This is a genomic window from uncultured Acetobacteroides sp., from assembly GCF_963667355.2.
In the GTDB taxonomy this organism is placed as follows: domain Bacteria; phylum Bacteroidota; class Bacteroidia; order Bacteroidales; family ZOR0009; genus Acetobacteroides.
This window is the reverse complement of record NZ_OY763328.2, coordinates 1993570-2017914: the sequence shown is the minus strand read 5'-3', so window position 1 is coordinate 2017914 and position 24345 is coordinate 1993570. Positions and strand designations below refer to the sequence as shown.

General features: G+C 46.1%; 16 protein-coding genes. 9 read left to right on the top strand and 7 right to left on the bottom strand.

The genetic code is table 11. The features are described from left to right. Positions 1 to 2 precede the first annotated feature (2 nt). The 3 genes from ACHZA1_RS08350 to ACHZA1_RS08340 all read right to left on the bottom strand — a co-directional run bounded on the left by ACHZA1_RS08350 (position 3) and on the right by ACHZA1_RS08340 (position 8184). Positions 3 to 3575, bottom strand: coding sequence for a DUF6443 domain-containing protein (locus ACHZA1_RS08350; RefSeq protein WP_320054782.1), 3573 nt, complete (start codon positions 3573 to 3575; stop codon positions 3 to 5). A 24-nt stretch (positions 3576 to 3599) separates the two neighbouring features. Beyond that, entirely contained in the window at positions 3600 to 7181 is a 3582-nt protein-coding gene (locus ACHZA1_RS08345; RefSeq protein ID WP_320054781.1) for a DUF5977 domain-containing protein, read from the bottom strand. A 178-nt stretch (positions 7182 to 7359) separates the two neighbouring features. Further along, positions 7360 to 8184, bottom strand: coding sequence for a hypothetical protein (locus ACHZA1_RS08340; RefSeq protein ID WP_320054780.1), 825 nt, complete (start codon positions 8182 to 8184; stop codon positions 7360 to 7362). 352 nt (positions 8185 to 8536) lie between these two features. On the opposite strand from ACHZA1_RS08340, the gene ACHZA1_RS08335 reads away from it, so the two are divergent. Then, a complete protein-coding gene (locus tag ACHZA1_RS08335) occupies positions 8537 to 10141 on the top strand; it encodes a hypothetical protein (protein ID WP_320054779.1) in 1605 nt (534 codons plus the stop codon). A 792-nt stretch (positions 10142 to 10933) separates the two neighbouring features. Here the strand turns inward: ACHZA1_RS08335 and ACHZA1_RS08330 are convergent. Continuing rightward, entirely contained in the window at positions 10934 to 11707 is a 774-nt protein-coding gene (locus ACHZA1_RS08330; RefSeq protein ID WP_320054778.1) for a PKD domain-containing protein, read from the bottom strand. A gap of 622 nt (positions 11708 to 12329) precedes the next feature. Further along, a complete protein-coding gene (locus ACHZA1_RS08325) occupies positions 12330 to 13187 on the bottom strand; it encodes a hypothetical protein (protein ID WP_320054777.1) in 858 nt (285 codons plus the stop codon). Positions 13188 to 14551: 1364 nt separating this feature from the next. On the opposite strand from ACHZA1_RS08325, the gene ACHZA1_RS08320 reads away from it, so the two are divergent. From ACHZA1_RS08320 to ACHZA1_RS08285, 8 genes are all read left to right on the top strand, one after another. Beyond that, the gene (locus tag ACHZA1_RS08320; RefSeq protein ID WP_320054776.1) at positions 14552 to 16393 is read left to right on the top strand and encodes an alpha-amylase family protein; all 1842 of its coding nucleotides are present in this window, start codon (positions 14552 to 14554) and stop codon (positions 16391 to 16393) included. 498 nt (positions 16394 to 16891) lie between these two features. After that, positions 16892 to 18310 (top strand): MATE family efflux transporter, encoded by a 1419-nt coding sequence (locus tag ACHZA1_RS08315; RefSeq protein WP_320054775.1) that lies wholly within the window; start codon positions 16892 to 16894, stop codon positions 18308 to 18310. Between the two features lie 132 nt (positions 18311 to 18442). After that, positions 18443 to 18961: an RNA polymerase sigma factor gene (locus tag ACHZA1_RS08310; protein ID WP_320054774.1), complete on the top strand. Its 519-nt coding sequence runs from the start codon at positions 18443 to 18445 to the stop codon at positions 18959 to 18961. Positions 18962 to 18978: 17 nt separating this feature from the next. Further along, the gene (locus tag ACHZA1_RS08305; protein WP_320054773.1) at positions 18979 to 19581 is read left to right on the top strand and encodes a hypothetical protein; all 603 of its coding nucleotides are present in this window, start codon (positions 18979 to 18981) and stop codon (positions 19579 to 19581) included. A gap of 10 nt (positions 19582 to 19591) precedes the next feature. Next, positions 19592 to 20092 (top strand): hypothetical protein, encoded by a 501-nt coding sequence (locus ACHZA1_RS08300; RefSeq protein WP_320054772.1) that lies wholly within the window; start codon positions 19592 to 19594, stop codon positions 20090 to 20092. An 11-nt stretch (positions 20093 to 20103) separates the two neighbouring features. After that, positions 20104 to 20307 carry a hypothetical protein gene (locus ACHZA1_RS08295; protein WP_320054771.1) on the top strand — a complete coding sequence of 68 codons (204 nt, stop codon included), beginning with the start codon at positions 20104 to 20106 and terminating at the stop codon, positions 20305 to 20307. Between the two features lie 30 nt (positions 20308 to 20337). Next, positions 20338 to 20529 (top strand): hypothetical protein, encoded by a 192-nt coding sequence (locus ACHZA1_RS08290; RefSeq protein ID WP_320054770.1) that lies wholly within the window; start codon positions 20338 to 20340, stop codon positions 20527 to 20529. A 233-nt stretch (positions 20530 to 20762) separates the two neighbouring features. Then, on the top strand, positions 20763 to 21938 hold the full coding sequence (locus tag ACHZA1_RS08285) for an IS4 family transposase (RefSeq protein ID WP_320051689.1): 1176 nt from the start codon (positions 20763 to 20765) through the stop codon (positions 21936 to 21938). Between the two features lie 227 nt (positions 21939 to 22165). Here the strand turns inward: ACHZA1_RS08285 and ACHZA1_RS08280 are convergent, their stop codons facing one another. Together ACHZA1_RS08280 and ACHZA1_RS08275 are read right to left on the bottom strand one after the other, a co-directional pair. After that, positions 22166 to 22951 (bottom strand): class I SAM-dependent methyltransferase, encoded by a 786-nt coding sequence (locus ACHZA1_RS08280; protein ID WP_320054769.1) that lies wholly within the window; start codon positions 22949 to 22951, stop codon positions 22166 to 22168. Positions 22952 to 23141: 190 nt separating this feature from the next. Further along, complete coding sequence (locus ACHZA1_RS08275) at positions 23142 to 24302, bottom strand: DUF2971 domain-containing protein (protein ID WP_320054768.1); 1161 nt, start codon at positions 24300 to 24302, stop codon at positions 23142 to 23144. Between the last annotated feature and the right edge of the window lie 43 nt (positions 24303 to 24345).

Below are 24345 nucleotides of genomic sequence, written 5' to 3'. Positions count from 1 at the left end.
TTTTATTTGTTTAATTCTTGCTTGTGAACAATTCTCATATACTCTTTAAAAGGCTGTGTTGTATTTTTCCATGAATCATGTCTAAATTGATATTCATATACATTATGGGTTCTTGTATGATCGGACAACCCCTTTTGACCATGACCAATTTTTTCATGAGCACCCAATAAATTCTGAACATTTGATGTTGTTGAAAAGAGAAATCTATTATCATCTTTATCTCCTGAATTTATAATAGATGCCGTTATCCTTGTTTGACCTTCATAAAGACCTTCTGAGGCATTCTGATTAGCGTTCAAACTTGGTGAATTATACTGATCATCCACATTCCAATCATTATGACTTATAACTACAGACACGGAACCATTATATAAATTATTCATTTTTACTCCTGTTGTCTCTGACAAAATATTAGTAAACACGTTTGAATAGGCTTCTGCAGATAATGTAGTTTTTTCTATGCGTGTATCAATATTGTCTGCCATATTTTTTACAAACTTACTATCTCCAAAGCCTATAGCGACCAAAAATTTTTTGGCATAATTTGGTTCCCGGATTACAATATGATCTTGTTTTTTGTCAATTTCATGCTTATTGTGTTCGATAAACTTTCCTTGACTGTTATATACATCATCCATTCCATCTGGATCAATTTTATTAATCGGATCATTTGAACAATAAGCATATGGTGAAATCCAAAACTTTTTTTCTGCTAATGGATCAAAACTATGCCACACGCCCAGTTCCGGGTCGTAGAACCGTGCGCCGTAGTCGTACCAGTCGAAGTGGGCGCCGTCAATGGTTAGATTTTGGAGCTCCTTACCGTTGTAAAGGTAGCGGTTATTTGGAACATCCTTATTCTCGAACGACTTCCCGAAGGGGTAGTAGTCGGCAGCCTGTAATAGCATGGTATTTAGCCCCACTCCTGTTTTCTTAAAGACGGCGCGGGTATTCCCGAGGTGATCCTTCAGGTTGTACTGGTACACAAACCCATTGTCTGTTGATTTTATCATTCCCTCGTCGTGTAGAGCGTATCCGAACGAAAAGGCTCCTTCTTTACTTCTTTCGTACACCATGCTGCCATGGTAGTAGCGGCCACTATTATCTGTATCCACCATTGCCAGCTTCGACCCGGTAGCGTCGTAGGTATAGCTTACGGTTTGGGTACCTTTGCTCACGCTCTTGGGTAGGTTCAACTCGTTGTAGCCAATGCTAAACCCTTTGTAACCATCCTTGGTGGCGTTACCGTTGGCGTCGTACTGGTAGGCGGCACCTCCGTTGATGCTGAGCAGCTGGTTACCGCTGTAGGCGTAGCCGAAGGTCGTGGCGGTGCTAGCCCCATTGGTACGGGTTAGGCTTGTGATATTGCCGTTGGCATCGTAGCCAAGGCTCTTCTCGGTGTAGACATCACTAGCAGAAAGCGCATCGGTGGTGGCGTAGCTGCTACCCGTAAGCCTATTCTGCGCGTCGTAGGCAAAACCGTAGCCCTTCTTTGGCTTATTACCGTCATTGTCCAGCTGTGTACGCCACACCATTGAGGAAATGTTCCCACCGTACCGTGCTTGACCGCCCGTCACCTCAGGCGCTTCATACGCCAGGCTCATTGCGAAGAAGTCGTCCCCAGCAGTGTTGGGCTCGTTGATCTTGGTGAGCCAGCCGCGGATGTTGTACTCGTAGTGCTGCTTCTGATCGGTGCCTCCGTACTTCTTCTGCAGCACGTGGCCAAGCGCATCGTAGGTGTAGGTGGCCAGCGTCTCCTCCGTTGCAGCATTATTCATCTTGGCATATACGCCGCGCAGCTGGCCACTGTCGTAGTAGTCGTAGCGTCGCTCTATGCTTGTGGTAATGGCGCCTGCTGTAGCGGAAGGCTTAAAGGATTGCTCTTCCTTAATCCTCTTAGGCTGGCCAACGAAGTTCAGCTCGGTTGATACTGTCATTGTTCCCTTGGCATCAGGGTAAAGCCCCTTCTTTACGGTTTGAATTACCCGTCCCCTCTCGTCGTAGTAGGTGGCGGTGGTGCTCCAGGTGTTGGTGGTGAGCTCCTTCACCTTGCTAACCGTGGGTAGCCCCGTAACGTTGGTGGTTACCGTTTGATCGTACACCTTGCTACCGCCAAGGTTGGCAGCTCCACCGTTGGCGTAGCTGTCGTAGAAGGTGTAGGTAAGCGAGTCTATCACACCATCCACATACACCTTGTTCACCACTCTGGGAAAGCTATTACGCGTGTAGGTGCTATATTCAACTCCGTTGAGTTTCCCGGTGTATGGGGTATCGTACTGCGCTGCAGCAAAGGCCGCATTAACCGTACTCTCCATATCGGCCCTTGTTCCGCTCTTTGCTATATAGCCCGTTTCTACGGGTCGGTTTAGCGCGTCGTAGCGGGTGTAGAGCCAGCGGTTCGACTTCCGTTGCTCTCCGTCCTGTACCGCCACCAGCCTATCGCGGCTGTCGTACACCATGTACACAGGCTCTACCCCGGGCAGCTTCTTTTTAATCATACGCCCGTAGCCGTCGTACTCGTAGTAGTAGGCCAGCGCGTCGAGCGATTCCAGGGCTGCTCCTGGGGAGACCGTGAAGCCTGTTCCCCCCACAAAGGTTGGAAGTAGCGTTAGGGAGGCACCAGGTGCCAGCACGTACTTCGCCTGGCTAGTTGTATTTTTAAGCTCCTGCGCCCCCTGCACCAAGCTAGTATTAGCGGGCAGCCCCTTGGGAAGTCCCTTGGTGTCGAGCGAGGCCATGTACTTGGGCGGTAGCACCCAGCGCAGGCGGCCAAAGTCGTCGTACACGTAGTCGGTGGTGGCGTTTTGGTGTACAGGGTTGGTTTCAGCTCCGTAGTCGGCCACCTTGCGCACCACGCGCCCCTCCATATCCTTGTACTCCACCGTGGTGGTTTTATCCTCGTCCTGCACTGCCGTGCGGTAGAGCGTGCCTGGCAGGTAGCACAGCCCGCCCGTAAGCGTGCCGTTGTCGGCCACCGTCCAAAGGATCACCTCGCCAGCCGTATTGGTGCCGTAGGCAGTACTCACAGGATGGCTCTGCCACTTGCTACCGGGTCCGGTTTGCGAAACCACCCGGCTAAGCGGCGAGCCGTCGTAAATGGTCTCGCCAAAGGGGCGTGTATCTGGGGCAATACCGTTCGGTACAGCCGGGTTGTAGAACTTGTAGTGGTCGCAGCTAGTGGTATAGCTTGCATCTACAGCGTTGGTCTGGTAGGCACCAGCACCTACCCCTTGCGCCTTGGGTAGCGGCAGGTACTGGCGGTACTCGCGCCCCATGCCGTCGTACACGTGCGGGGTGATCTGGTCGTTGAAGGCGGAGCCGTCAGCGTTGGGCGTGGCCGCCACCCCTATGGTTTGTAGGGGTCGACCGAGGCCGTCGTAGTATTCGATGGTGGCCCCCTGCTTTGCGGCAGGGAGCTTTAGCAGGTCAATCACAGCGGTAGTACCCTCGCGGGGCATGCGCTTGACAATGTAGTTCTGGCCCGTGGTGGGGTTAACCTGTTGACCCATGGCGGTAAGGTTTTCTGCCACCAGAAGAGCAATATGAAGAGATATGCAGATAGTATGTTTTCTCATATTCGTAGGGTGATCGGTTTTCTGCTATTGGTAAACCTCTATTGTTTTGGATATGGACACATTGGTAGAATATAGCGTAAGCGTTGCACGACGCTTCTGCGAGCTGTCGTAAGCCACCGTTGGAGACATGGTAATGGTGGCATTACCGCTTCCCCAAGTTTTGCTAACGCTCAACCATTCGGGAACACCTTGGATATTCCAGTCGGTATTCGAGGTGATTGTCAGCGTGCTGTTTAATCCAGGATTAGGAGCAATGCCAACAGAGCTGGTGTTGGTATTCAGGTAGTAGCATGTGCCATTATCGTTGGCATAGGCCTGCCCTTTATCTCTAGCCTCCGCTTGAGCCTTAGCATCGGCATCGGCCTGGCTGATGGTAGAGGTATACTTACCCTCGGGTACCGTGTAAACAACCCCTCCGCCAACGTAACCAGCCGGGCAGGTGTTTTTGCTAAAAGTCCAGCTGTAGCTTTTACTGCTAAAGCTACCGTTGCCTGCTGCTTGGTTGTAGTACTTGTAGTCGTAGTTGGATACAAGCTTGCCTAGCTCTGTCACATTCATCAGTCGTCCAAATGAGTCGTAGGCATACTTTACTGTTTTACCACTGGGGTCAGTTTCAGAGGTAATACCAATCATTGGATCATATGTGAAGGTGCTTACTATTGCGTTAAGAGGGTAAACTCGAATTTCATCGAGATAGCAAGAGGATCCGAATACTGAAAAAGAAAAGCTCCCTTTTTTACTTAGGCTACTTTTTATTTTATAGAATTTATATTCATTAGTTAGAGGATATAGCACATTGTTAATACAAATACTACTATTGTTAAGACCTTTTGCAAAAAACTCAATCCAATAATCGTCTTCAGATAATAGTGGAGTTGTGAGTGTTTTACCTTGAGGCAACAATGCTTGATAAAAACCAGAAGTCCCCTCTGAAGGTAAAATTGTAATCGGTGTCAAATCCCAACCGTCAGATGAATGTGGTTCAAAGCTAGTATAAGCAATCTGTTTGTTTTGTGAGTTTTTAATCTCTGCTATAGGGAAAGATTTGCTATACCCCCATAAATAAGAGGTGGTAAAGTTACCCCCTCTAGAAACACTTAAAGGATTCCCCATGCTATCGTATCCCCAATAGCGTAGCAATACTTTTGGATACTTTCCTTTATCACTTGTTTCTTCAATAGTTTGCGGAGCAATTACAGTATTTCCCCAATCAATGTAGTTCGTCTTTAATGATCGAATAAATTTGTTGTCTACAGAATCAACTTGCTCTACAATTGGGGTTATGATGTTTTTATTAAGCATTTTATCGTACGGATTCTGATTACAAAAGTCATAACTGTACGAGTAGTTTGATTTCGTTATCTTTCCAGAGCTAGTTTTTAAGTACCGTTTTCTTAGTTGTCCCCTACTATCATATTCATATAATGTATACAATTCACATCTTAAACCATCTTTCGAATACTCTGTTTTTTTATTTTCTGCTAAGAGCCAAATATCTCTATTTGCTTTTGTTTCATACCACCAATTTGGAATACAAGTATAATTACTATGTGGTGTCCCATCGATATCAAAGTACATGTTGTTGATTATTACTGCAAGTCCAGTATTAAATGTCCCCCTCTCAATTCTTCTATAATTATTCTCTTCTAATTCTACTAGTTTATACTCTCCATTTGAAAATTCGTACGTACTTTTATAATTCATTAGGGGTGAATAACTGCCACAATCATAATCTGATATTGATACCTCAGGTGAGTCTATACCCGAAAAATATGAATACTGATCTTCTTCTTGTGGAGAAAAAAAGCTATAGCTTGTTTTCCCATAAATTCTATTTTCATCTTTCACTATTTCATCAACCAACCTATAATATACAATGCTTCCATTCCCATTTGTTATAGGTCTTATAGGATTCGATAATATCTTATAATAGGGATGTTCACAACGGATGTAATAATTATTTACTGGTGATACCTGACCAAGGAGGCAATTTTTCAAATAGTTGTCCGAACTAATTACAGCAACCGAAGGGGCATAGTATCTATATTCTTTTATTGCTGCTAAGTTAGATCTCAAATAGTTCAATATTCTTTTTACCCTTAACCCGCCAATTATACTGTCCTTAGAAAATGTATAGGCATTTTGGGCATAATTAGACTCAAATTCAAAAACAGTCTTGCCGCCTGTCGGATATTCGATAGATTCTATAATACATGCTTTTGCATATAATTCATTGGGCAGACGATCTGATGCTTGACTAAGCAAATTACTATATTTTTCTCTAAATAAATTCTTTGATGATTCAATAACGGCAGCAGGCGTTTGTGAAATATTAGATGATGTTCCATTGTAGTACCCCCAATAATCCTCTATAAATGATGCTCCACCTGCACATCCATTACAGAAATATGGGGGTAGATTCATACTATTATACTTCACCTTATAGGTTTCCTTTTCGACAATTTTGTCTGGGTTTACAAACGAAAGTGAATCAAGCCGGAGGCGAGCATCTTTATTGCAGATCGACATATCATTTCCGAAAAAAGAGTGGTATAGTACGGCTATTTTTTTTCTATTAATACATGAAATCTCAATTGTATCCAACTGGGTAACTTTTGAAAATTTTTTGTCTAACGAGTATTTAAATGAGATAGTCTTATTTTTGTGGCATATGCTTTTTAGCAATTTTATTCTAAATGTGTTTGTATTAACAGAACTCTCATATGTATTTAGACTATTTACAGGGCACATGCTGCGATTTAGGCAAGGGGCGCTTGCGCTAGTGTATTGAAGATATCTTGATAAATTATCTGCCCTAAATGCGTTTGCAATATCTTCGCTATAGTTAAAGATAACAGAGTCTGTTTTATTGTAGTTTACAACCTTTGTTATATACCATGTAGATGGGTACCACATAACAGGATATCCATCACAATTGTCTTGACTGCAAGTTTTTTCCGATTCTTCAAAAAACCATGTATTACCTTGACTATCTGTTATTCTAACATACTCTTGACTATTATCAAAATCAATAATATTATTATCAGATGGAACTGTGGTGGCTTTTCTGTTTAAGAAGTTTATCCTAAAGGTTCCTGAGCATGTGGGTGTGTTAAATATATATTTATCAGAATACATGTCTGTTCCGCAACACAACCACTTGTTGTAGTATTCTCTATAAGAATGTCCTTCATCAATATACTTTCCCATATCTACTTGATTTTTGGGAGCATCTGGTTGGAAATTGTAAGAATAATCACATCTACCTAGCACCACTCGGGAAACAAGCCCTCCCGCATTTAAAAACCATCCTAACCCGACATTTGTAGCGGCATCACTAGTCTTTATCCCAGATGCATGATAGGTTATTGAAATTGGTATTTTCACAAATCCTGCATCCAAGTTGTAAATTGGGATCTCAATTTTTGGAACCCCCGAACTTATGTCTACAGGAATTTCTCCATATCTCAAAAAGGCTGTGGCATTAGGCGAATTTGGAATTGTTTTAGGAAGGGTTACCTGTCCATAAGCAATATAAATCGAAGAAAAGATAATCCAAAGGACTAATGATACCTTTAGTATTAAAGTTTTATTTTGTAAAAACATACGCTAACAGTTTGTTTGTTGAATAATCTTTTAAAATAGGGTGGCATAATAGCAATTTTTTCCTGTGCATTCAACAGAAGTTGAACTTGCAGAGTACGCATGGTCTATGGCCAGGAAAAAGGAGGAACTGCTGCGCTGCACCCGCTCCTCCCCATTGTAGAAAGGGTAAACCCTAGCTCTACATCTTCCTCTTCTTGAGCCGCAGCTCTATCCGCTGCGGGGTGCTGTCGGCAAGGACAAGCTGCTGGCTTTCTATATCGCAGGCAATTTTTTCGGCGGTTATGTTGTAGATGTCGAACTCGCGCTTGCTGTTGCGCACCTCGCCGGTTTTGCCGGTTTTGCGGTCGAGCAGCACGAAGGGCTTGCCGTCTACCGTTCTGGTGGTGGATAGCACTCGCACGCGGACGTTCTCCTCGGGTTTTCCGGTTTCGCTGTTGAGCACGGTGATGGTCGTCAGCCGCTCGGCGTACTCCTTCTTGCTGCGCACCTCGGTGTAGCCCTTGAACGCTTCGGGGTGGGTGAGGCTGATGATGTCGGCCACCATGTCCATCTCGTCGAGCATCCCCCTGCCCTCGTTTACCAGCTGCTCGAGCTCCGTGCGCTTTACCTTCTTGTCCGCGTTGTAGGCTTCCTGCTTGGCGTTGGCGGCGGTAAGCACCTGCATGTTGGCCTCTACGGTGGTGAGCAGCTCCTCGGTGACGTTGTAGGGAGCCAGACCGGCTACCAGGGGCAGGTTGTTCTGCTTGGTGAAGTAGAGCTCTTCGGCCTTTACGACGGCGAACAGCGGGGCAATCACCTTGTCGGTGGCGGTGCTTACGGCTACGCTAATGAGCTTATCCTCCGACTCGAGGTACACCATCAGCTTTTCGCCCTTGCCGATTAGCGCTTCGGCCTCGGTGACGAACTGCTTGGCCGCCGGAATGGCGCTGAGCGCATCGCAGCCTTTTACGTACTTGCTTACTCCCGTAATCATTCGGAAGAATACCTTGTTAACCTCTTTCATTCTACTAGTTTTTTTGGTTGGATTTAGGACGTTTTTGTAATTGGTCTTCTATTTTGCGTTCTACTTAGGTTTTTGCTTTTCGGCTCGGGTGGCGCCCTCCGTTGCTGGCAGCATGCTGCAGGAGGATGCCAGTAGGATTTGCTTAACTTACTGCCTAAAGGTATAGCTTTGGTTTTTCTATTCTTACCCGTATTTATACCTGTTTTGGTAAAACAGGTATAAATACGGGTATCGCCGAAAGAGAAGGGGGAACGTGCTTTTGTGAAGTGTACGCGGGGCTGCTTTTTTGGAGGAGAGGATTTATTGCTACTTTTACGACAATAAAGTATTACAGAATCTTAATATTAATTTCATGAGAAGGCTGGCTCTTTTTTTAATTGTTTCCTCCCTATTTTTTGCTTCCTGCGAAAAGGATGAAGGGGATAAGGGGTGTGTAAAGGATATCGCGTTTGCAACATCTAGCTCCATTATTTCTGCTAACGGTAGCTTTACGGAGGCAACCAAGTACAAGTACATGGTTATTGGCGAAAAACCTAATGTTTCGGAGGCCACAGGCGTTGTTTACTGCGATTCTGTGGGGGTATCTGCAAATTTCGCCTTTAGGGCATCTCGTTTATACTCCAATACCACGTATTACCTAAAGGTGTTCTATCGCGATGCCAGCGGTAAAAGCGTTTATAGCAAAGAGTATACTGTAAGCACAAGAGATAACACAAATCCTACAACCTTTGGTAAGGTAACCACGTGCGATACCCTTATAGATGGTAAGGAGCTCCACCAAATCAGCTACTCTTTTACGGCTGTTAGCGACTACCGCGATGCCGAGTTTGGGGTGTGCTACTGTAAGGCTACGTCCCCTGTTCCAACCCTTAGCGATAAGGTAATAAAGGGTACGCTTGGTAAAGATGGAGTCGTTTCTTGCGACATGTCGGAGGTGAACTTTAATGAGATGGAAATCGCTCGCCCCTACTTCAAGAACGCGAAGGAGACGGTTTATGGGCCTATTGTTGCCTATTCCAAGTCATCTTGGCAAACCTGCGGCATCTTTCCTGGGCTGCCTTGTAAAGACCCAAGTATCATAACCGTAAACGGGAAGGGCTACGTATTCGTTGGTTATAACCCCGATCAATCTAAACATACGTCCTCAGGGGATATTTGGGTAGTTGATGATATGTGGTGCTTTGATAGCCAAACATTCGCGTGGAGTAAGGAAGCATCCCTTAATAATATAGTGAGTAGTGGATATCGCATTTCGATGAAAACGGCGGAGACTTCTAAGGGCTTCCTATTCTTCAAAGGGGGAGACTATTCTGGAAGATCCTTCAATCAATTCTTCTCTTACGATATTGCCAATAAGCAGTATACCGAGATACTACCCAATGGTATTCCTGAAAACGTATGGAAGTACTCGTGGGGTAGCGACGGTTTTTCGTATAATGGCAAATCCTATGTCGTTCTATATATGGGAGGGTATACAAATTATGAAAATGATCCTAAGGGCACATTCATCTACAGCTACGATGAGGCCAATAGAGCATTTACGCTTGAGTCGAACAATCCGGATAGAACCGGAGTTGGCGATGTTGCCTTCTTTAGGCGTGGTGAAAATATTTACGTAGGGTCTGGCTATTACACCGTATTTGGAGCAATATATGCGCAAGATTTTTGGTCGTACAATATTGCTACAAAAGCCTGGACAAAGCTAAAGGATGCTCCTGTTAAGAATTTTAAGCGTTCATTTACCTACAAGAACAGGTGTTTCGCAATTGATAACGATAGAAATTTATACGAGTATAAGCCCGATAGCGACACTTGGGTCCTACTTGAATGTATTAAAGGCTCAGCTGAAGGGATTATGGTATTTGATAGCGGCATCTACATGCTCTCTATGAAGGCTGAAAAGAAAGGCAATGATTTCGAGTATGTGACCCTTATAAAAAAATGTTTATCAATTTAGGATGAGCCCTATTTTTAATAGCACGAAATAACTGATGCCCGGTAGAGCCGACTCTATCGGGCTTTTTTTACAAAAAAGCAGCCCATAAAGCGCAGCCTTGGTGATAACCATTACGGTTGGAGGATTTGGTTGCTTGGGCGTAGCGAGGGAGGCGAAGCGCTGCGGGGGTAACCGCTTCGCAAATCCGATTCACCCCCAATCCCCCTCTCTCCGAATGGCGCTGGCAAGCCTGCCCATACCGTAAGCGCCTATACTTGCCATTCGCAAAGAGGGGGCCGCGGCACGGATATAAGCTGCAGCATATTCGGAGCGCTGGAAGTCCTCTCTTTTAGCCGAGCAGGCGTCGCCTGAGTAAAGGAGGTAGAAGCCGCAACGCTCTTTTGCTGGTTAACCAACCACTCGGCTAAGAGAGGGGATTTAGGGGTGAGTTGAAAATGGGCTTTCCAAGGGGTGCTGGCGATGTCGGCCTCCTAAAGACTCCAGCAGCTGCCGCTACTCCTGGTAGGGCAGCCCCTCAAGTTCAAGCCTTGGTGATAGTCTTTACGGACGGAGGTATTGGTTGCTAGATGGTAGCGGAGGAGACGAAGTTCTGCGGGGGGAATGATGTGGAGTACGAGCTGGTCGTTTAACGGCGATTAAAGACCGCTACTTAAGCTTGATGGAGAAGGAATGTTGAATCGGAGAAATAGGAATGCACCTCTTTGATATCCTTAAAATGATGTACTAAGTAGCTGGTGGAATAGCTTACATGCGAAAAAGAGAAATGATGGCTGAATGATTTTTTATTTGGTTCTAATACTTTTGAACTTTCATATCAAAAAGAATTCTATCGGCATTGATCGCTTTAATTTTGATAATGCCAACTTTTCCTTCAGCAGTTTTGAATGTAACTGTTAGTGGAAATTCTAGAGAACCGATAGCACTTTCGTCATTAACCACATTCAAATTTTTGATAGAGGAGTCATCAACTAGAGCATCAAAAGCCTTAACGTCAAATCTGTTTTTGTAGTTTTGAACAAGGGTTTTTTTAGGGTTGCTAAGTGTGATTTTATCAGCCTGATCTGGGCTTTCAAAATAGATAAAAGCCGATTGGCTACCGTAGTATATAAGGTCGATGTCTTTAGATGCATCTTTTGCTTCTGCATCTTTGTAGACTTTGCCCGTTTTTACAGATAAGCAACGTCCCATCTTAGTGTCACCTGCAACTTGCGAAAGTTCAACATCCTTAAATAGGGCAATGCCATTTAGGCCTTCAACTTTTACGGTTTTCGTTAGCTCTTTAGTTTCAGAACCATTGGTTGCTTTTAGCGTAATGGTGAAATCTCCAGCTTTATCAACAATAACTTTTGCAGGAGTTTGATCTTTACATGTAGCAACGCTTGATCCTTCACCAAATACCCATTCGAAAGATGTTGCAGATGTTGATTTATTTACAATTGTAATTTCTGCATTAGGAGATTTCCCTGTAACAACAACATCAAAATTGGGGGTTAAAGTTTCTCCATCTTTGGAGCAAGAAGAAAAAATAGCAGCTAAACCGATTAAAAATAGTAATTTACTTTTCATAAGATAAAATTTGAATTTTTCAGCCAACATTTCTGCAACAAAGGTAGCTATATATGATGAACCAACTGGCCCTAATGCTTACAAAATGGTTTGAATATTAAGAATTGAGCGTATCGTCCTCGCTCATAGCCATCAGACTAAGAAATTTGTACTTTAGCGCGTGAGCCCCCTCACTACGCCTAGTTTGGCGAGGCCTCTGGTCGTATTCGGAGGCGGAAGGTATTGATTAGCGGTAAGCTTTTCAAGGGGTCCAGCGATGTCGACCTCCTGCTTGCCGTAGTCTGCCAAAACGCTCAAGGCTAGACGAAGCTTAGCTACGCTGAGCTTGCACTTCGTGCTCGGTTGCAGCTTCGAATTTGCTAAGTAGCGGGTTACAGACCTCAATCAAAAGTAGCAAAAAAGTAAAGCGCAACCGTTGGTATGACTGCGCTTTTATGTGGTGGTGCAGGCTTGCCGTTTAATGGCGGTCAAAGGGCGCTACTTATGTTCGATGGAATTGCAAATTCCGCCGAGCCTCGTGCGTTGAATTAGACTACGGTGAACTAGGGAATAAAAATCTCGAAACCAACAATGCAACGGCAATTTTTTATACCATGTGTTATGGGTTGTTGCTTGTTCAGCCTTACTTCGAAGCTGATTCTAATTTTTCAATCTTATTATTTTGCACTTTTATAATTTGTTTCAGTTCTTCAATCGCTTTATTCTGCTCAATCATATAAAGTGTCATTTCCTCCATTTTCTGTAAAAGTTTTGAATTCAAGTCTCCCAATTTCGTTCCATTTTTCTCCATCTCTTTCGCCGGAGCTATCTCAGGCAAATGTTTTTGTTCTTTCACAAACTTTTCTAGTTCGTTTAACGGAATTAGTTTATAACCCTTTTCAAAAACAAAATCAGCGCCATTAAGGTCAACCTTTATTTCTCTCGCTCTTATTGTACCAATGACATCAAGTGGATATTGTGGATTTGACGTTCCAATACCAACATTACTCGATAAATAAATAGGAAACCTTGTACTATTTGTACCAATAACATTACCTGAAATCAAAATCTTTCCATTTATATTGTCTATTGGAGCAAATTGGGGGTTATCCAGAACTACTATATTATGTCCATCTGTCGTAATATTAAGATTAGTGGGTACATCTATACCTACAAAATGCACATCTAAGACATAGATTCCATTGGTTGTTGTTCCTCCTCTTATTTCAGCAACATGATTGTTATTGTAAAACAGATTATTTACTATATTAATTGATCCGCCTTGAGAATACCCCATCAACGAAATGAACATTGTTAAATCAGTAACCTTATTACTTCCGCTAATTCCAGATAAATTGACCATTGCACTGGTTTGCCATGTTCCTTCAATTATCCTATACCATCCATCTCCATTAGATAATGTAACTTGTTTTGTCGTTTGAGAATTTGCAATTTGCGCCAAACTTAATAAAATCAGGCTAATTAAAAGTTGTCTTTTCATTGTCTTTTGTTTTATGATTTGCTTAATCTTTCGAAGTACTGTCTCTTTCTGCAATAACCCATAACTCGTTTATATATGCAACAAAGTTACCTAATATATCCCTATATGGGTGTATATGTGCAGCTCTAGCGTCTTTTTACCTACTATCCAGCAAACCCACCACCCCGAACAGGGCATAAACGAAGTGCTACCATGCTTACCTTAGGCTTACGGCTATAAGTAGGCGGACAATTTAGCGATTATACGCTGCAGTTGTGCGGCAGGGGCAGGTTTATTTTAGCTTAGCCAATAAAAGGCCAAGCCTTGCCGCCGCTACGTGAAGGTATTTATAGCCGCCAGGCTATAGCGGCAACCGCAGGTGCCCCTAGGCAAAGAGCCCGTCCGCCCCATAGCCCTGTAAGGGCGCTATCAACGAGCATTGATGCCTGCGCATCTATGCACCATTGCGGGTTTGGCGGTTGGGGGCAGTACTACGATCGAGGCCAGAATGCGCTGTATTAGCTTAAACCACTATCTAGTGAGCTAAACAGTAGTGTTAAACATGCTGATTTTGCTGCAAAACTAGATAGATCGCTGATATACATACACTAGTGCCTAAATACAATCGAAATAAACACGCGATACATACCAAAAAACAGCGAAATATTTACACAAGTAAAGAAACTTGTAATATATTGGCGGTTACTTTTCCACTTTTGGGTAACACCTCTACGGTTTTGGCAATCACTTAGCCCCATTTCACAAACACTATTGCAATTTTCATCAACACTATGCCCCAATTGGGGCGCACTGCCTGCCAAAACTCGGTAAACAGCTACAAAAACGGCGAAGCATTACCCAAAAACGGGAGAGCCGCCTGTCCTTTGCCCCTCACCGGCTTTACTTTTGCCATTACTGGGGCAGCTTTGGGCATCAGCCTTCAAGCTTTGGGCATTACTCCACGAGTTTTGAGGATCACCTCCTCGATTTTGAGCAACAGCTTCCCGAAATTGGGCGTTAGCTCGCGCCAAATGCTGCACACTCGGTGGCGATAACAGCGTTACACCTGTTCTTTGCCTCGTACAATGCTTGGCAGCAGCCTCACACTTTGTCCTTTTACCATTACATCAGCATAAAACACAAGCACCACCTCAAAAAAGAGTATCACATTCGTCTTGATGCAGGACAACACCCCATTTTTCTGTTGCAGAATGCTGCGATTTATATCGAATAACACCACCTTCGTCCTTTATCTTTCTACTTCTAGCGCCATGCCCTTTAGCGCTTGGCCGATTTTCGCTAAGTTCGATGGCGTAAATTGCGGATGATGGCATACCCTGCCATGCCGCGTAGCCTATCAGCAGAAAACAAAAAAGCATTCGATAATGAAGAAATCGGCATTAGTAGGGGCAACCGTCGCCCTGCTATCGGGCGCAGGCCTTCAGGCGCTGGCGGAGGGCGGCAGCACCCCGCATAAGGAGGTGATCTACCAGGTATTTCCCCGCCTTTTTGGAAATACGAATACCACCAACAAGCCCTGGGGAACAATCGGGGAGAACGGCGTGGGTAAGTTCAACGACTTTACCGATACGGCGCTCCGCGAGCTCCACGACCTCGGCGTAACCTACATGTGGTACACGGGCGTTCCGCATCCCGCGCTAATTGGCGACTACACCAGGTACGGCATCGGCAACGACGACCCCGATGTGGTAAAGGGACGCGCCGGATCGCCCTACGCCATTAAGGACTACTACAACGTTAACCCCGACTTGGCTGTCGACCCTGCCAAGCGCCTCGACGAGTTCAAGGCGCTTATTGCCCGCACCCACAAGAATGGGATGAAGGTGATTATCGACATCGTTCCCAACCACGTGGCGCGTGGCTACCACAGCACCGTTTTTCCAGATAGGGACTTCGGTTGCACCGACGATATCTCGGTGGAGTACAAGCGCAATAACAATTTCTACTACATCCCCGGAAAACCCTTCGAGGTGCCCGAGTTTAAGAACGGCTACCTGCCTCTTGGCGGCGAGCATCATCCCCTTTCTGATGGCAAGTTCAACGAAAACCCTGCCAAATGGACCGGCAATGGAACCCGCCTGGCTCGCCCCGACTTCTACGACTGGTACGAGACGGTGAAGATCAACTACGGCATTCGTCCCGATGGAACAAAGGATTTCCCCGAGCTCCCTGCCGGGTTCGATAAGAAGTCGTACAAGGAGCACTTCGCTTTTTGGAAGAACAAGGATGTTCCCGACTCGTGGAAGAAGTTCCGCGACATTGCCCTCTACTGGCTTGGCATGGGTGTCGACGGTTTTCGCTACGACATGGCAGAGATGGTGCCCGTCGAGTTCTGGAGCTACATGAACTCCTCCATCAAGATGAAGAACCCCAACGCCTTTTTGGTTGCCGAGGTCTACAACCCCAAGGAGTATCGCAATTACATCAGCAAGGGTAAGATGGACTACCTCTACGACAAGGTGCAGCTCTACGACACGCTAAAGCACATCATCCAAGGCCGTGGCCTTACCTATAACATCGTTGGAATTCAGAACGACCTTGCCGACATCGAGCACCACATGCTGCACTTTCTGGAGAACCACGACGAGCAGCGCATTGCCAGCCCCGAATTTGCAGGAAGCGCCGCCAAGGGTAAGCCTATGATGGTGGTTTCGGCAGCAATCAGCACCTCGCCAACGATGCTCTACTACGGGCAGGAGGTAGGGGAGGCTGGTAGCCTAAGTTCTGGCTTCGGAACCCACTCGCGCACCACCATTTTCGACTACGCGGGCGTTCCAAACCATCAGCGTTGGATGAATGGCGGTAAGTTCGATGGCGGCGCCCTTACCACCGACGAAAAGGAGCTGCGCGACTTCTACAAGCGCCTGCTCAACTTCTCCATTCGAAGCTCGGCCCTTACGGGTAAGTATGCCGAAATCCAAACCGTAAACCGTAAGCAGAGCGGGTACGACCGTAACATCTTCTCGTTTGTGCGCTGGAGCAGCAAGCAAAAGCTGGTTGTGGTCTCCAACTTCGACGCAAAAACCACGAGCCGCTTCAACCTTACCATCCCAGCCAGCATCATTAAGGCTTGGCGATTGAAGAACGGCAGCTACACCCTAAAGGATGCGCTTTACGGAACCACCGCCACCCTAAAGGTGGCCAATGGAGTGGGTACCGTTGATGTTTCCATCAAGCCTTTGGAGTCGTTTATCTATCTCTTGTAAGTAGAGCAGCGATGAACTATACCGAAAATCCCAAAAGTGAAATATCTTTTGGGATTTTTTGTTACCGCTTAAGGAACAAATGTCATACTTTTGCGGCGTTACAAATTTAAAACGTAGTAAGATGAAGATGTCGGTCAGCTGCTAACGCTCGAATAGGGACATTTCAAAGAACACGTAATCCTTTCCTCAAAGGGGATTCAAAAACACCCTTCTCGAACGTTACCAATTCAGTAACAACCTTTCTGGCAAGCAGAATAATCACCTCTCTGAACATTGTTTTGCCCGAAAGCGTCAGGCTATTTAGTTAGTCTTCGTTTGTTTTCCTGTTACATACGCACATGGTGTGTATGCGCATATTCTTTTTTACATTCTGCTTAGGCTATACGTTGTGGCGCTATCAGAACTTTTGCTGCTTAACCTGCTGGCATGCGCATTCTATGCGCTGCGCAAGTGTGCATGCAGGTAGGGGTTAACTGTACTATACAACTATTGTAAACTATGAACTTTCAACAAAAAATTAGACAACAGTACGCAAAACCGGGAGGCATACAGGAGTTACTTTACCTAGCACTCCCAATGATTATATCAACTTCGTGTGATGGAATTATGACCTTCACCGATAGGCTTTTCCTTGCTAGGGTCGATTCGGCGCAGATGAACGCCTCGCTGGGAGGTGGAGTAACGCTGCAGGTGCTCATGTTCTTCTTCGTTGGGCTGATTGGCTATTCGACAGCGCTTGTTGCCCAGTACTTCGGGGCAAACGAGCGGCGTAACTCTGCAAAGTCATCGTTTCAGGCAATGCTTGTGGCGTTGGCGGCGTGGCCGGTAATACTTGCCTTTACCCCCTTTGCCGGAGGCTTCTACAAAATGATGGGAATTCCTGCCGTTCAGGTAGGATACCAGGTGGAGTACTTAAACATTCTTGCTTGGGGTTCAATTTTTGGACTGCTCCGCTATGCGCTCGGATGCTACTTTACCGGGATTGGGAAAACAAAGATTGTCATGCAGGCTACCCTGTTGGCAATGGTGGTAAATGTGGTCTTGGATTACATCCTGATATTCGGAAAACTCGGTTTCCCGGCAATGGAGATACGCGGTGCTGCTATTGCAACCATAACCGGATCGTTCTGTGCGGTGTGCGTACTTTTTGTCGCTTACTTTAGGAAGGAAAACCGTCAGGAGTTTCACATCTCCCAGTCGTTCCGTTTCGACTGGAAGATTATGAAGAAGCTGCTCTACTACGGCTACCCCGCTGGGGTGGAGATGTTCCTAAACTTTATGGCATTCTCGGCAATGATATCGCTCTTCCATGCTAAGGGCGAGGTAGTGGCAACAGCTTCGACAATCATGTTCAACTGGGATTTGGTTTCGTTTATTCCGCTACTAGGAATAGAGATTGCCGTAACCAGCTTGGTGGGAAGGTATATGGGCGCTTGCCGACCTCAGGTGGCTCATAGGGCTGCTCTGTCGGCGGTAAAGATTGGCCTCATCTACTCGTCGATAGTTCTGTTCCTTTTCGTTTTTATACCCGAGACGCTTACGCGGGTGTTTGCCCCAAGCGTTCCTTCGCAGGTATTCGAGCAGGCAGTGCCAATTGCTACTCTGATGGTACGAATCGCAGCCCTCTACGTTTTGGTGGAGGCAATGGTAACAGCACTCGTTGGCGCATTAAGGGGTGCCGGCGATACGCATTTTACCATGATTGCTTCCGTAACATCTCACTGGCTATTTGTTCCGATCCTCTACCTATCGCTCAATGTGTTTAACTTCTCGATAGGGCTTAGCTGGTTTCTGCTGGTTCTCTTCTTCTTCATGTTTAGCTTCGTTCTCTACCTCCGATTCCGTAGCGGAAGGTGGAAGAAGATAAGGGTTATCAACGATGATATTAAGGAGATGGCGATATCGGAATCTAATTAACGACACGGATACCCAATCCCCAGTTACCTTTTTGTAGGCTGCTGGGGATTTTTCACCTTTGGGGCTGTAACATTTCCCCACCTTTGGCATCAAAGGATTTGTAAACGATTTGAGAAACCATAAATCAACCTTATGGAAAACGACAAACAGCTCTTCGAGCAGATCTTCCAGAAGAACCGCGACCGGGTCTTCCGCCTCTGCTGCCTCTACACGGGCGATGCCGACCAGCGCAAGGATCTGATGCAGGACATCTTCATCCGCGTGTGGGAGAGCCTCGATTCCTATCGGGGGGATGCTGCCATGAGCACCTGGATATACCGAATTGCGCTGAATACCTGCCTCACCCATGTTCGCAGCCTGAAACGAGGATTGCAAACCCGATCGATTCCCGATGGCTTCGACATCTTGGATACCGAACCTCCAACAGGCATGGAGCCCAGCGTCGAGCACCTGATCCGGTGCATCAACCTCCTGGAGCCTTCGGATAGAACCATCATCGGCCTGTACCTCGAGGATTTGCCCCAGCGCGAGATTGCCGATATTCTGGGTATCTCCGAAGCCAACATTAGGGTGAAGATTCACCGCATTAAGCAGCGCCTAAGCGATATTGCTACAGAACAATTTCCCCAGATGCGGCAAGCTGCGGTATAACCATCAATTCTAAAGACATGAACATCGACGATTTAAAAAATAGCTTTCAGTCGCTCTCGTACAACAGCGACGAAAATATGAATGTAGACTTTACCCGCAAGGTGGAGGGCATTGTCGAGAAGGTGCGCAAGGAGGACCACCGCGATAGGCTAATAATTGTTGGCGCGGGCATTATGATGATTGTCTTTGCCGTTATCTACAGTGCTATTGGCCTGATCGAGTATCTGGAAAACCCCCATGGCTCGTCGTGGTGGGGGTACGGGCTTTACGTGCTATCCATCCTGTCGATCCTACCCGTGTTTAGGTATAAGTATCGGAAGATTGGACGTTCGGACTATAATGCTCCCGTAATTCAGTTTATTGCCGATGTCGAAAAGAAGTTCGCCTTCTTCCCCAAGGAGTATGCAATTAGCATGATCCCGTTCCTCATCCTGGCCGATGCTTCCATCGTTTACATCTATGCCGGCAACCAAGCGCCAACCCTTCAAAACGTTCTGAGTGCGCAGATCCCTATCTTCGGTGGTTTGGGCTTGGGGCTACTAATAGGCGCCATCCTTTGGTACGCCAAGAAGCTGCCGATTTTGGAGGAGCTGCGCGCCATTAAGTCGAATCTTTCCTAAATATCTTACTATGATATACAACCTAAATCAAGCACAAGAAGAGGAGTGCATGGCCGTTAGGCGCATCCGGGAGCAGGATCAGAAGCAAGTGCACTCCTTTAAGGTCCTGGTGGTTTACTTCTCGATCATCCTTTTGGTGAAGCTCATTCAGCTGGTTAGCCATTGGGTAAATAGCTCGCCGATCGACTCGCTGTGGAGCCACGTGGCGCTTTCGCTGCTGTCGGCGGTGGCCATCCCCGTTCTGATCGTTCGAATACGGAGGCTTAGCGCCACCGACTACAATAGCACCCCCGTAGCCGAGCTGGTGGAGGCTGCCAAAAGGCGCTACCAGCCGCTGGTGAGCACCCTGCTGCTGGTTGCCGGATTTATGCTGCTACTGCTCTTCTTCGCACCATCGCTATCCGACGGTAACCGAGCCTTCATCTGGGGCGGCTTCTCGGGTATCATGCTGGGGGCGGTTATCTGCTACGTGGAGCGCAGGCGATTTATCCGATCGATATCTAACCAATAAGCTGCAACCTCATGGCTCGAACGCTTAGAAACCTTGTTGCAGCTGCGGCGCTGGTTATGCTCGTAATTGCGGCTGCCCACGTGGACTACGGTAACCTGTCGTGGCGGGTAAATGCCTCGGACTACAAGTCGATGGTTGCCATGGCCTGCACCTTTACGTCGATGATCTGCTGCAACGCCTACGAAAGCAGCCGGCTGAGGAAGCGGTCCAAGTGATCCGTATTCAACCCATAAAGCTTAAACCCCATGGCACGAAGAATTAGGAGCATCTTTGCGGTGGTGGCTCTTGCGCTGGCCGCTCTCTCGGCGGCCTACATCGACTACCACGACCTTTCGTGGCAGGCCAACCACTTCTGCTACCTCGGGCTGGCGTCGATGATCGGCTCGGCCATCAACATGCTGCTCATGAACCGCTACGAGAAGAGGCGGAACGGCTAATCGATTGAATCAGCATTTTTGCATTCCTTTACGCTCTTAACCGATCCCGACCTCCAGGGATTTCGCCTTTACCCAAAATTCTTCCATACAACGAGACGCATGCAATGCACTAGTGTCCGGGAAATATTATTAAAACACCTACTAACACATTGATGTTTAATTGCTAATTCAGTTGCGATAAAGTCGGAACATATCAGATGCTTACTTTTGCGACAAGCTACAAACTGTAAGCAATGAATAGTGGAACCTATATTTTTAAGCAATTATGCCAGTTCTTGCCTGAGGACTACTTCGAATATTTGGTCAATAAGTACGATGGCAACAAGTACATAAAATCGTTTACCTGCTGGAACCATTTCTTGGTTATGCTGTGGGCTCAGCTGACAGCCCGGGAAAGTTTACGCGACATCATCGGATCGCTTAATGCGCATCGGTCAAAGTTTTATCGTTTAGGCTTTGGCAAAAGCGTTTGCCGCACAACGCTGTCTGAAGCAAATGAGAAGCGAAATGTGGAAATATTTCGGCTATTTGCTGAACGAGTTGTTAAGATAGCTCAAGATAAAAGGGGTAACATCGAAGGGCTGTTCATGGAGGGAATCCCTCATCGTGTGCTTGCGTTGGATTCAACAACAGTTACTTTAAAATGGGAAGCGTATTCGTGGTCCAAGGTGCAAAATGGGAAAGGAGGAATTAAGGTTCACACCATGTTTGACATCCTTACAAGCATTCCGGTTTACAATGTAATCACCGACCATGACGTCAGGGATCAAAGCGTTATGGACTACTTTCAATACGAACCGGATGCATTTTACATTTTCGACAAAGCCTATGTCAAACTGTTATCTCTTAACAAAATCGATGAAGCAGGTGCATTTTTTGTAGTGCGAAGGAAAGAGAAAATGAACTTCGAAATTATAGAGGAATGTAGCTGCGATGTCCATGAAAAAGGCATTTTACGCGACTTAAAAATAAGATTGTCGAATCGTTGGGCGAAAGCTCGGTATCAAAAACCTCTGAGAATAATCTACTACTACAACGAAGAGAAGAAAGCAACTCTAGAATTCTTTACGAATAACCTCGATTTAGAGGCGCATAAAATCGCATACCTATACAAGTGTAGATGGCAAATTGAGATGTACTTCAAATGGATAAAGCAGCATTTAAGGATAAAGCAATTTTACGGAACTTCCGAAAACTCTGTAAAAATCCAAATATATGTAGGCATTATCGCCTACTGCTTGGTAGCTCTAGTCGGTGTCGAATTGAAGTCAAAGTCATCGCCATTTGAATTACTTCGAATCTTGAGCGTTTCGCTTTTTGAAAAGGAGAACCTAAAAGAGTTCCTAGCCAAGGCTGAATTATCGGAGAACTTTCAACCTGTAAGCAATTCAAACCTTAAATTATTTTAGCGGACAGCAGTGCATGCAATGCGTCTCTACCCTACGACGCTGATTCGGGCTGGTAGAGACGCGATGCTCGCGTCTCGAAACAGCTTTGAGCATGGCTTACACCCCAATGCTTGCCAATAAACCAACAATCAACTCACGAGAAATCCTAAAAGTGAAATCCTCGATGGCATCGCGCCGTCGAGGATTTCTAATTATCTGGGTTATTATGAATGTATGCTTTTGGTGGGCTAGCTGGCGCTGAGCAGGCAGTAGCTGGTGGTGGAGATGCAGTCGCGCAGGTAGGGGATGCTGAGCAGCTTGCACAGCCGGCAGGCCTTGAGGTTGAACTTCACCTCGTAGCTGGGGTTCAGCAGGAAGAAGTCGATTTGGGCAATCCGGTACTCGTGCCGCTGGGCAAACCGCAGGAAGCGCTGGTAGTACATGCGCGTGTCGCGGATCTCCAGCAGCCCCCGAACCTTGGGCGTGCCCTCGCCGAAGAGGCGCAGCACCCCGGCGTACAGCTTGGCGGGCAGCAGGTGGAAGTAGGGCAGCCGCCGCAGGACGGGGCTGCTGCAAATCTGCTGGTGCCCGGCAAAGGGCGACAGCCACGAGGGGAAGCTCACGAAGATCATGCCGCCGGGCTTCAGGAAGCGGCGCAGGTGCCGCAGCAGCTCGCCCTGGTTGGGGATGTGCTCCAGCGTATCGCGCAGGATGATGAGGTCGAACTGCCCCAGCTGCTCGGGCCGCACGTGGTAGATGTTCCGGGTGAGCAGCGTCAGGTTTCCCTTTAGCGGGTGATCGGCAAAGAGCTGCCAGGCGTTGTCGATTTTGTTGGGGGCTAGGTCGATGCCCACCGTTTGGCAGCCCCGGTCCAGGAAGGGCTTCAGGTTGCCGCCCTCGCCGCAGCCCACCTCGGCCACCGCCATCCCCTGACCGACGGGCATTACGCGCTCGATGTAGGGCAGGATGAACTTCTCCGTAACCTCACACTGCTCGTTGAAGTAGGCCGTTCTGTTTACGTATCTCTCTTGCATAGTCCGCTTGCGTATCGTTTGGTTTGGGGCGGAGCTGTTACCCTCCGCTGCCCCACCATACGGAGGGATCAGCCGAAACGCTGCAAGGGCGAGTAAAAAGTTTTTGGGGATGGAGGGGAGAGGGGGCTTTTTGGGGGGCGTACCAAATCATGTGGCAGCGCCCGTTCGAGGCGAGTAACCCTCGGTAGGGCTAGGCTTCAGTAGCCTTCAGCATTGCCTTTGCCCTATCGTTTAGCGGCACCTCCACCAGCTTAAAGATATCCTCGTCGTCCTCCTTCATTTGGTAGTAGGCGACTTCCTCTTTAAGTATTTCTCTGATCGTTTTGATGTCTCTTGGGGAGCACCTAAGTCCAAAATAAACGGCTTCTATTGAGGCATGTTCTCCAAGAGGCAAACTCTTGAAATCAGCATTACAGTTAGGGTCATAATGAATAAGACGAACCTCATTTTCATATTCCCAGCATTGATTCTTAGTTGCGAAAGCTTGTTCGAAAGTACTGATTACATCAGAAGGATTTAGGCTCGGCTTATTATATTCTACATCATACATTATTGATGCGATTTTCTGCTTTTCATCTTTCTCCAGAAACTGGGCGTCAATCTTATACTTAATACAAATTCCTGTATGATCTTTCGCATAGTGCGACCACATTAAGAATATACGGTTTTCTTTTTCGGGAGCAGTGGTGTCAGATTTATTGGAGTTAGGCATGTTTGTTTTATTAATCTTCTTATTGCTAACAAAACTCCTTATTTTAATATATCTGTATACTTTCCTCATTTCATTTGCGATATCTCGTATTGTATCGTTGGTTTCAAAGCTTTTTAAGTTAGAATATATAGGACAATCAAAGGGGTCATTAACAAGTTTTGGGCTTACAACCGTAATCTCTTTATTTATGATGTCCTGTAACATAAATAGGTTAACCTCTCTATAGCTATATACTGATGTATGTCCTGTTACAATCCTTTTTGTAGACCAGAATACGTTTTCTTTATAGTTTTCTGATGCTTGGTTCTTATCTTCAAGGGCAAGATAAGCATGACCTAATCCTAGCTTTATTTGTGCTTTGATTTCATTAGAACACGTAAAGTATCGACTGCCATCAGTCAAAGCTTCTGCATACTTCCAAGCCCTTTGATAATATTCTATTGCAGTCTTAGGATCATCAATGCCATAGAAGTAATGTCCATTATTAAGATATAAGTCTAACTGATTTTCAAGACTGAGTAAATTGGGATCTTTCTTTAACTGCTCTTCAATTATTCTCGTTTCTTTATAAAAACTTGTTATGTCTTTTTCTTCTTTATGCTTTGCAAAGATTGTCTCGAACTCCTCATCCAAACTCATATCCATAAGGTTTAGGTAATACTTTCGTGCAAGCTACTAAAAA

Excerpts from the sequence above, each read along its gene's own strand:
- ACHZA1_RS08350 (WP_320054782.1), bottom strand. The coding sequence starts at position 3,575 with ATGAGAAAACATACTATCTGCATATCTCTTCATATTGCTCTTCTGGTG.
- ACHZA1_RS08345 (WP_320054781.1), bottom strand. The coding sequence starts at position 7,181 with ATGTTTTTACAAAATAAAACTTTAATACTAAAGGTATCATTAGTCCTT.
- ACHZA1_RS08340 (WP_320054780.1), bottom strand. The coding sequence starts at position 8,184 with ATGAAAGAGGTTAACAAGGTATTCTTCCGAATGATTACGGGAGTAAGC.
- ACHZA1_RS08335 (WP_320054779.1), top strand. The coding sequence starts at position 8,537 with ATGAGAAGGCTGGCTCTTTTTTTAATTGTTTCCTCCCTATTTTTTGCT.
- ACHZA1_RS08330 (WP_320054778.1), bottom strand. The coding sequence starts at position 11,707 with ATGAAAAGTAAATTACTATTTTTAATCGGTTTAGCTGCTATTTTTTCT.
- ACHZA1_RS08325 (WP_320054777.1), bottom strand. The coding sequence starts at position 13,187 with ATGAAAAGACAACTTTTAATTAGCCTGATTTTATTAAGTTTGGCGCAA.
- ACHZA1_RS08320 (WP_320054776.1), top strand. The coding sequence starts at position 14,552 with ATGAAGAAATCGGCATTAGTAGGGGCAACCGTCGCCCTGCTATCGGGC.
- ACHZA1_RS08315 (WP_320054775.1), top strand. The coding sequence starts at position 16,892 with ATGAACTTTCAACAAAAAATTAGACAACAGTACGCAAAACCGGGAGGC.
- ACHZA1_RS08310 (WP_320054774.1), top strand. The coding sequence starts at position 18,443 with ATGGAAAACGACAAACAGCTCTTCGAGCAGATCTTCCAGAAGAACCGC.
- ACHZA1_RS08305 (WP_320054773.1), top strand. The coding sequence starts at position 18,979 with ATGAACATCGACGATTTAAAAAATAGCTTTCAGTCGCTCTCGTACAAC.
- ACHZA1_RS08300 (WP_320054772.1), top strand. The coding sequence starts at position 19,592 with ATGATATACAACCTAAATCAAGCACAAGAAGAGGAGTGCATGGCCGTT.
- ACHZA1_RS08295 (WP_320054771.1), top strand. The coding sequence starts at position 20,104 with ATGGCTCGAACGCTTAGAAACCTTGTTGCAGCTGCGGCGCTGGTTATG.
- ACHZA1_RS08290 (WP_320054770.1), top strand. The coding sequence starts at position 20,338 with ATGGCACGAAGAATTAGGAGCATCTTTGCGGTGGTGGCTCTTGCGCTG.
- ACHZA1_RS08285 (WP_320051689.1), top strand. The coding sequence starts at position 20,763 with ATGAATAGTGGAACCTATATTTTTAAGCAATTATGCCAGTTCTTGCCT.
- ACHZA1_RS08280 (WP_320054769.1), bottom strand. The coding sequence starts at position 22,951 with ATGCAAGAGAGATACGTAAACAGAACGGCCTACTTCAACGAGCAGTGT.
- ACHZA1_RS08275 (WP_320054768.1), bottom strand. The coding sequence starts at position 24,302 with ATGAGTTTGGATGAGGAGTTCGAGACAATCTTTGCAAAGCATAAAGAA.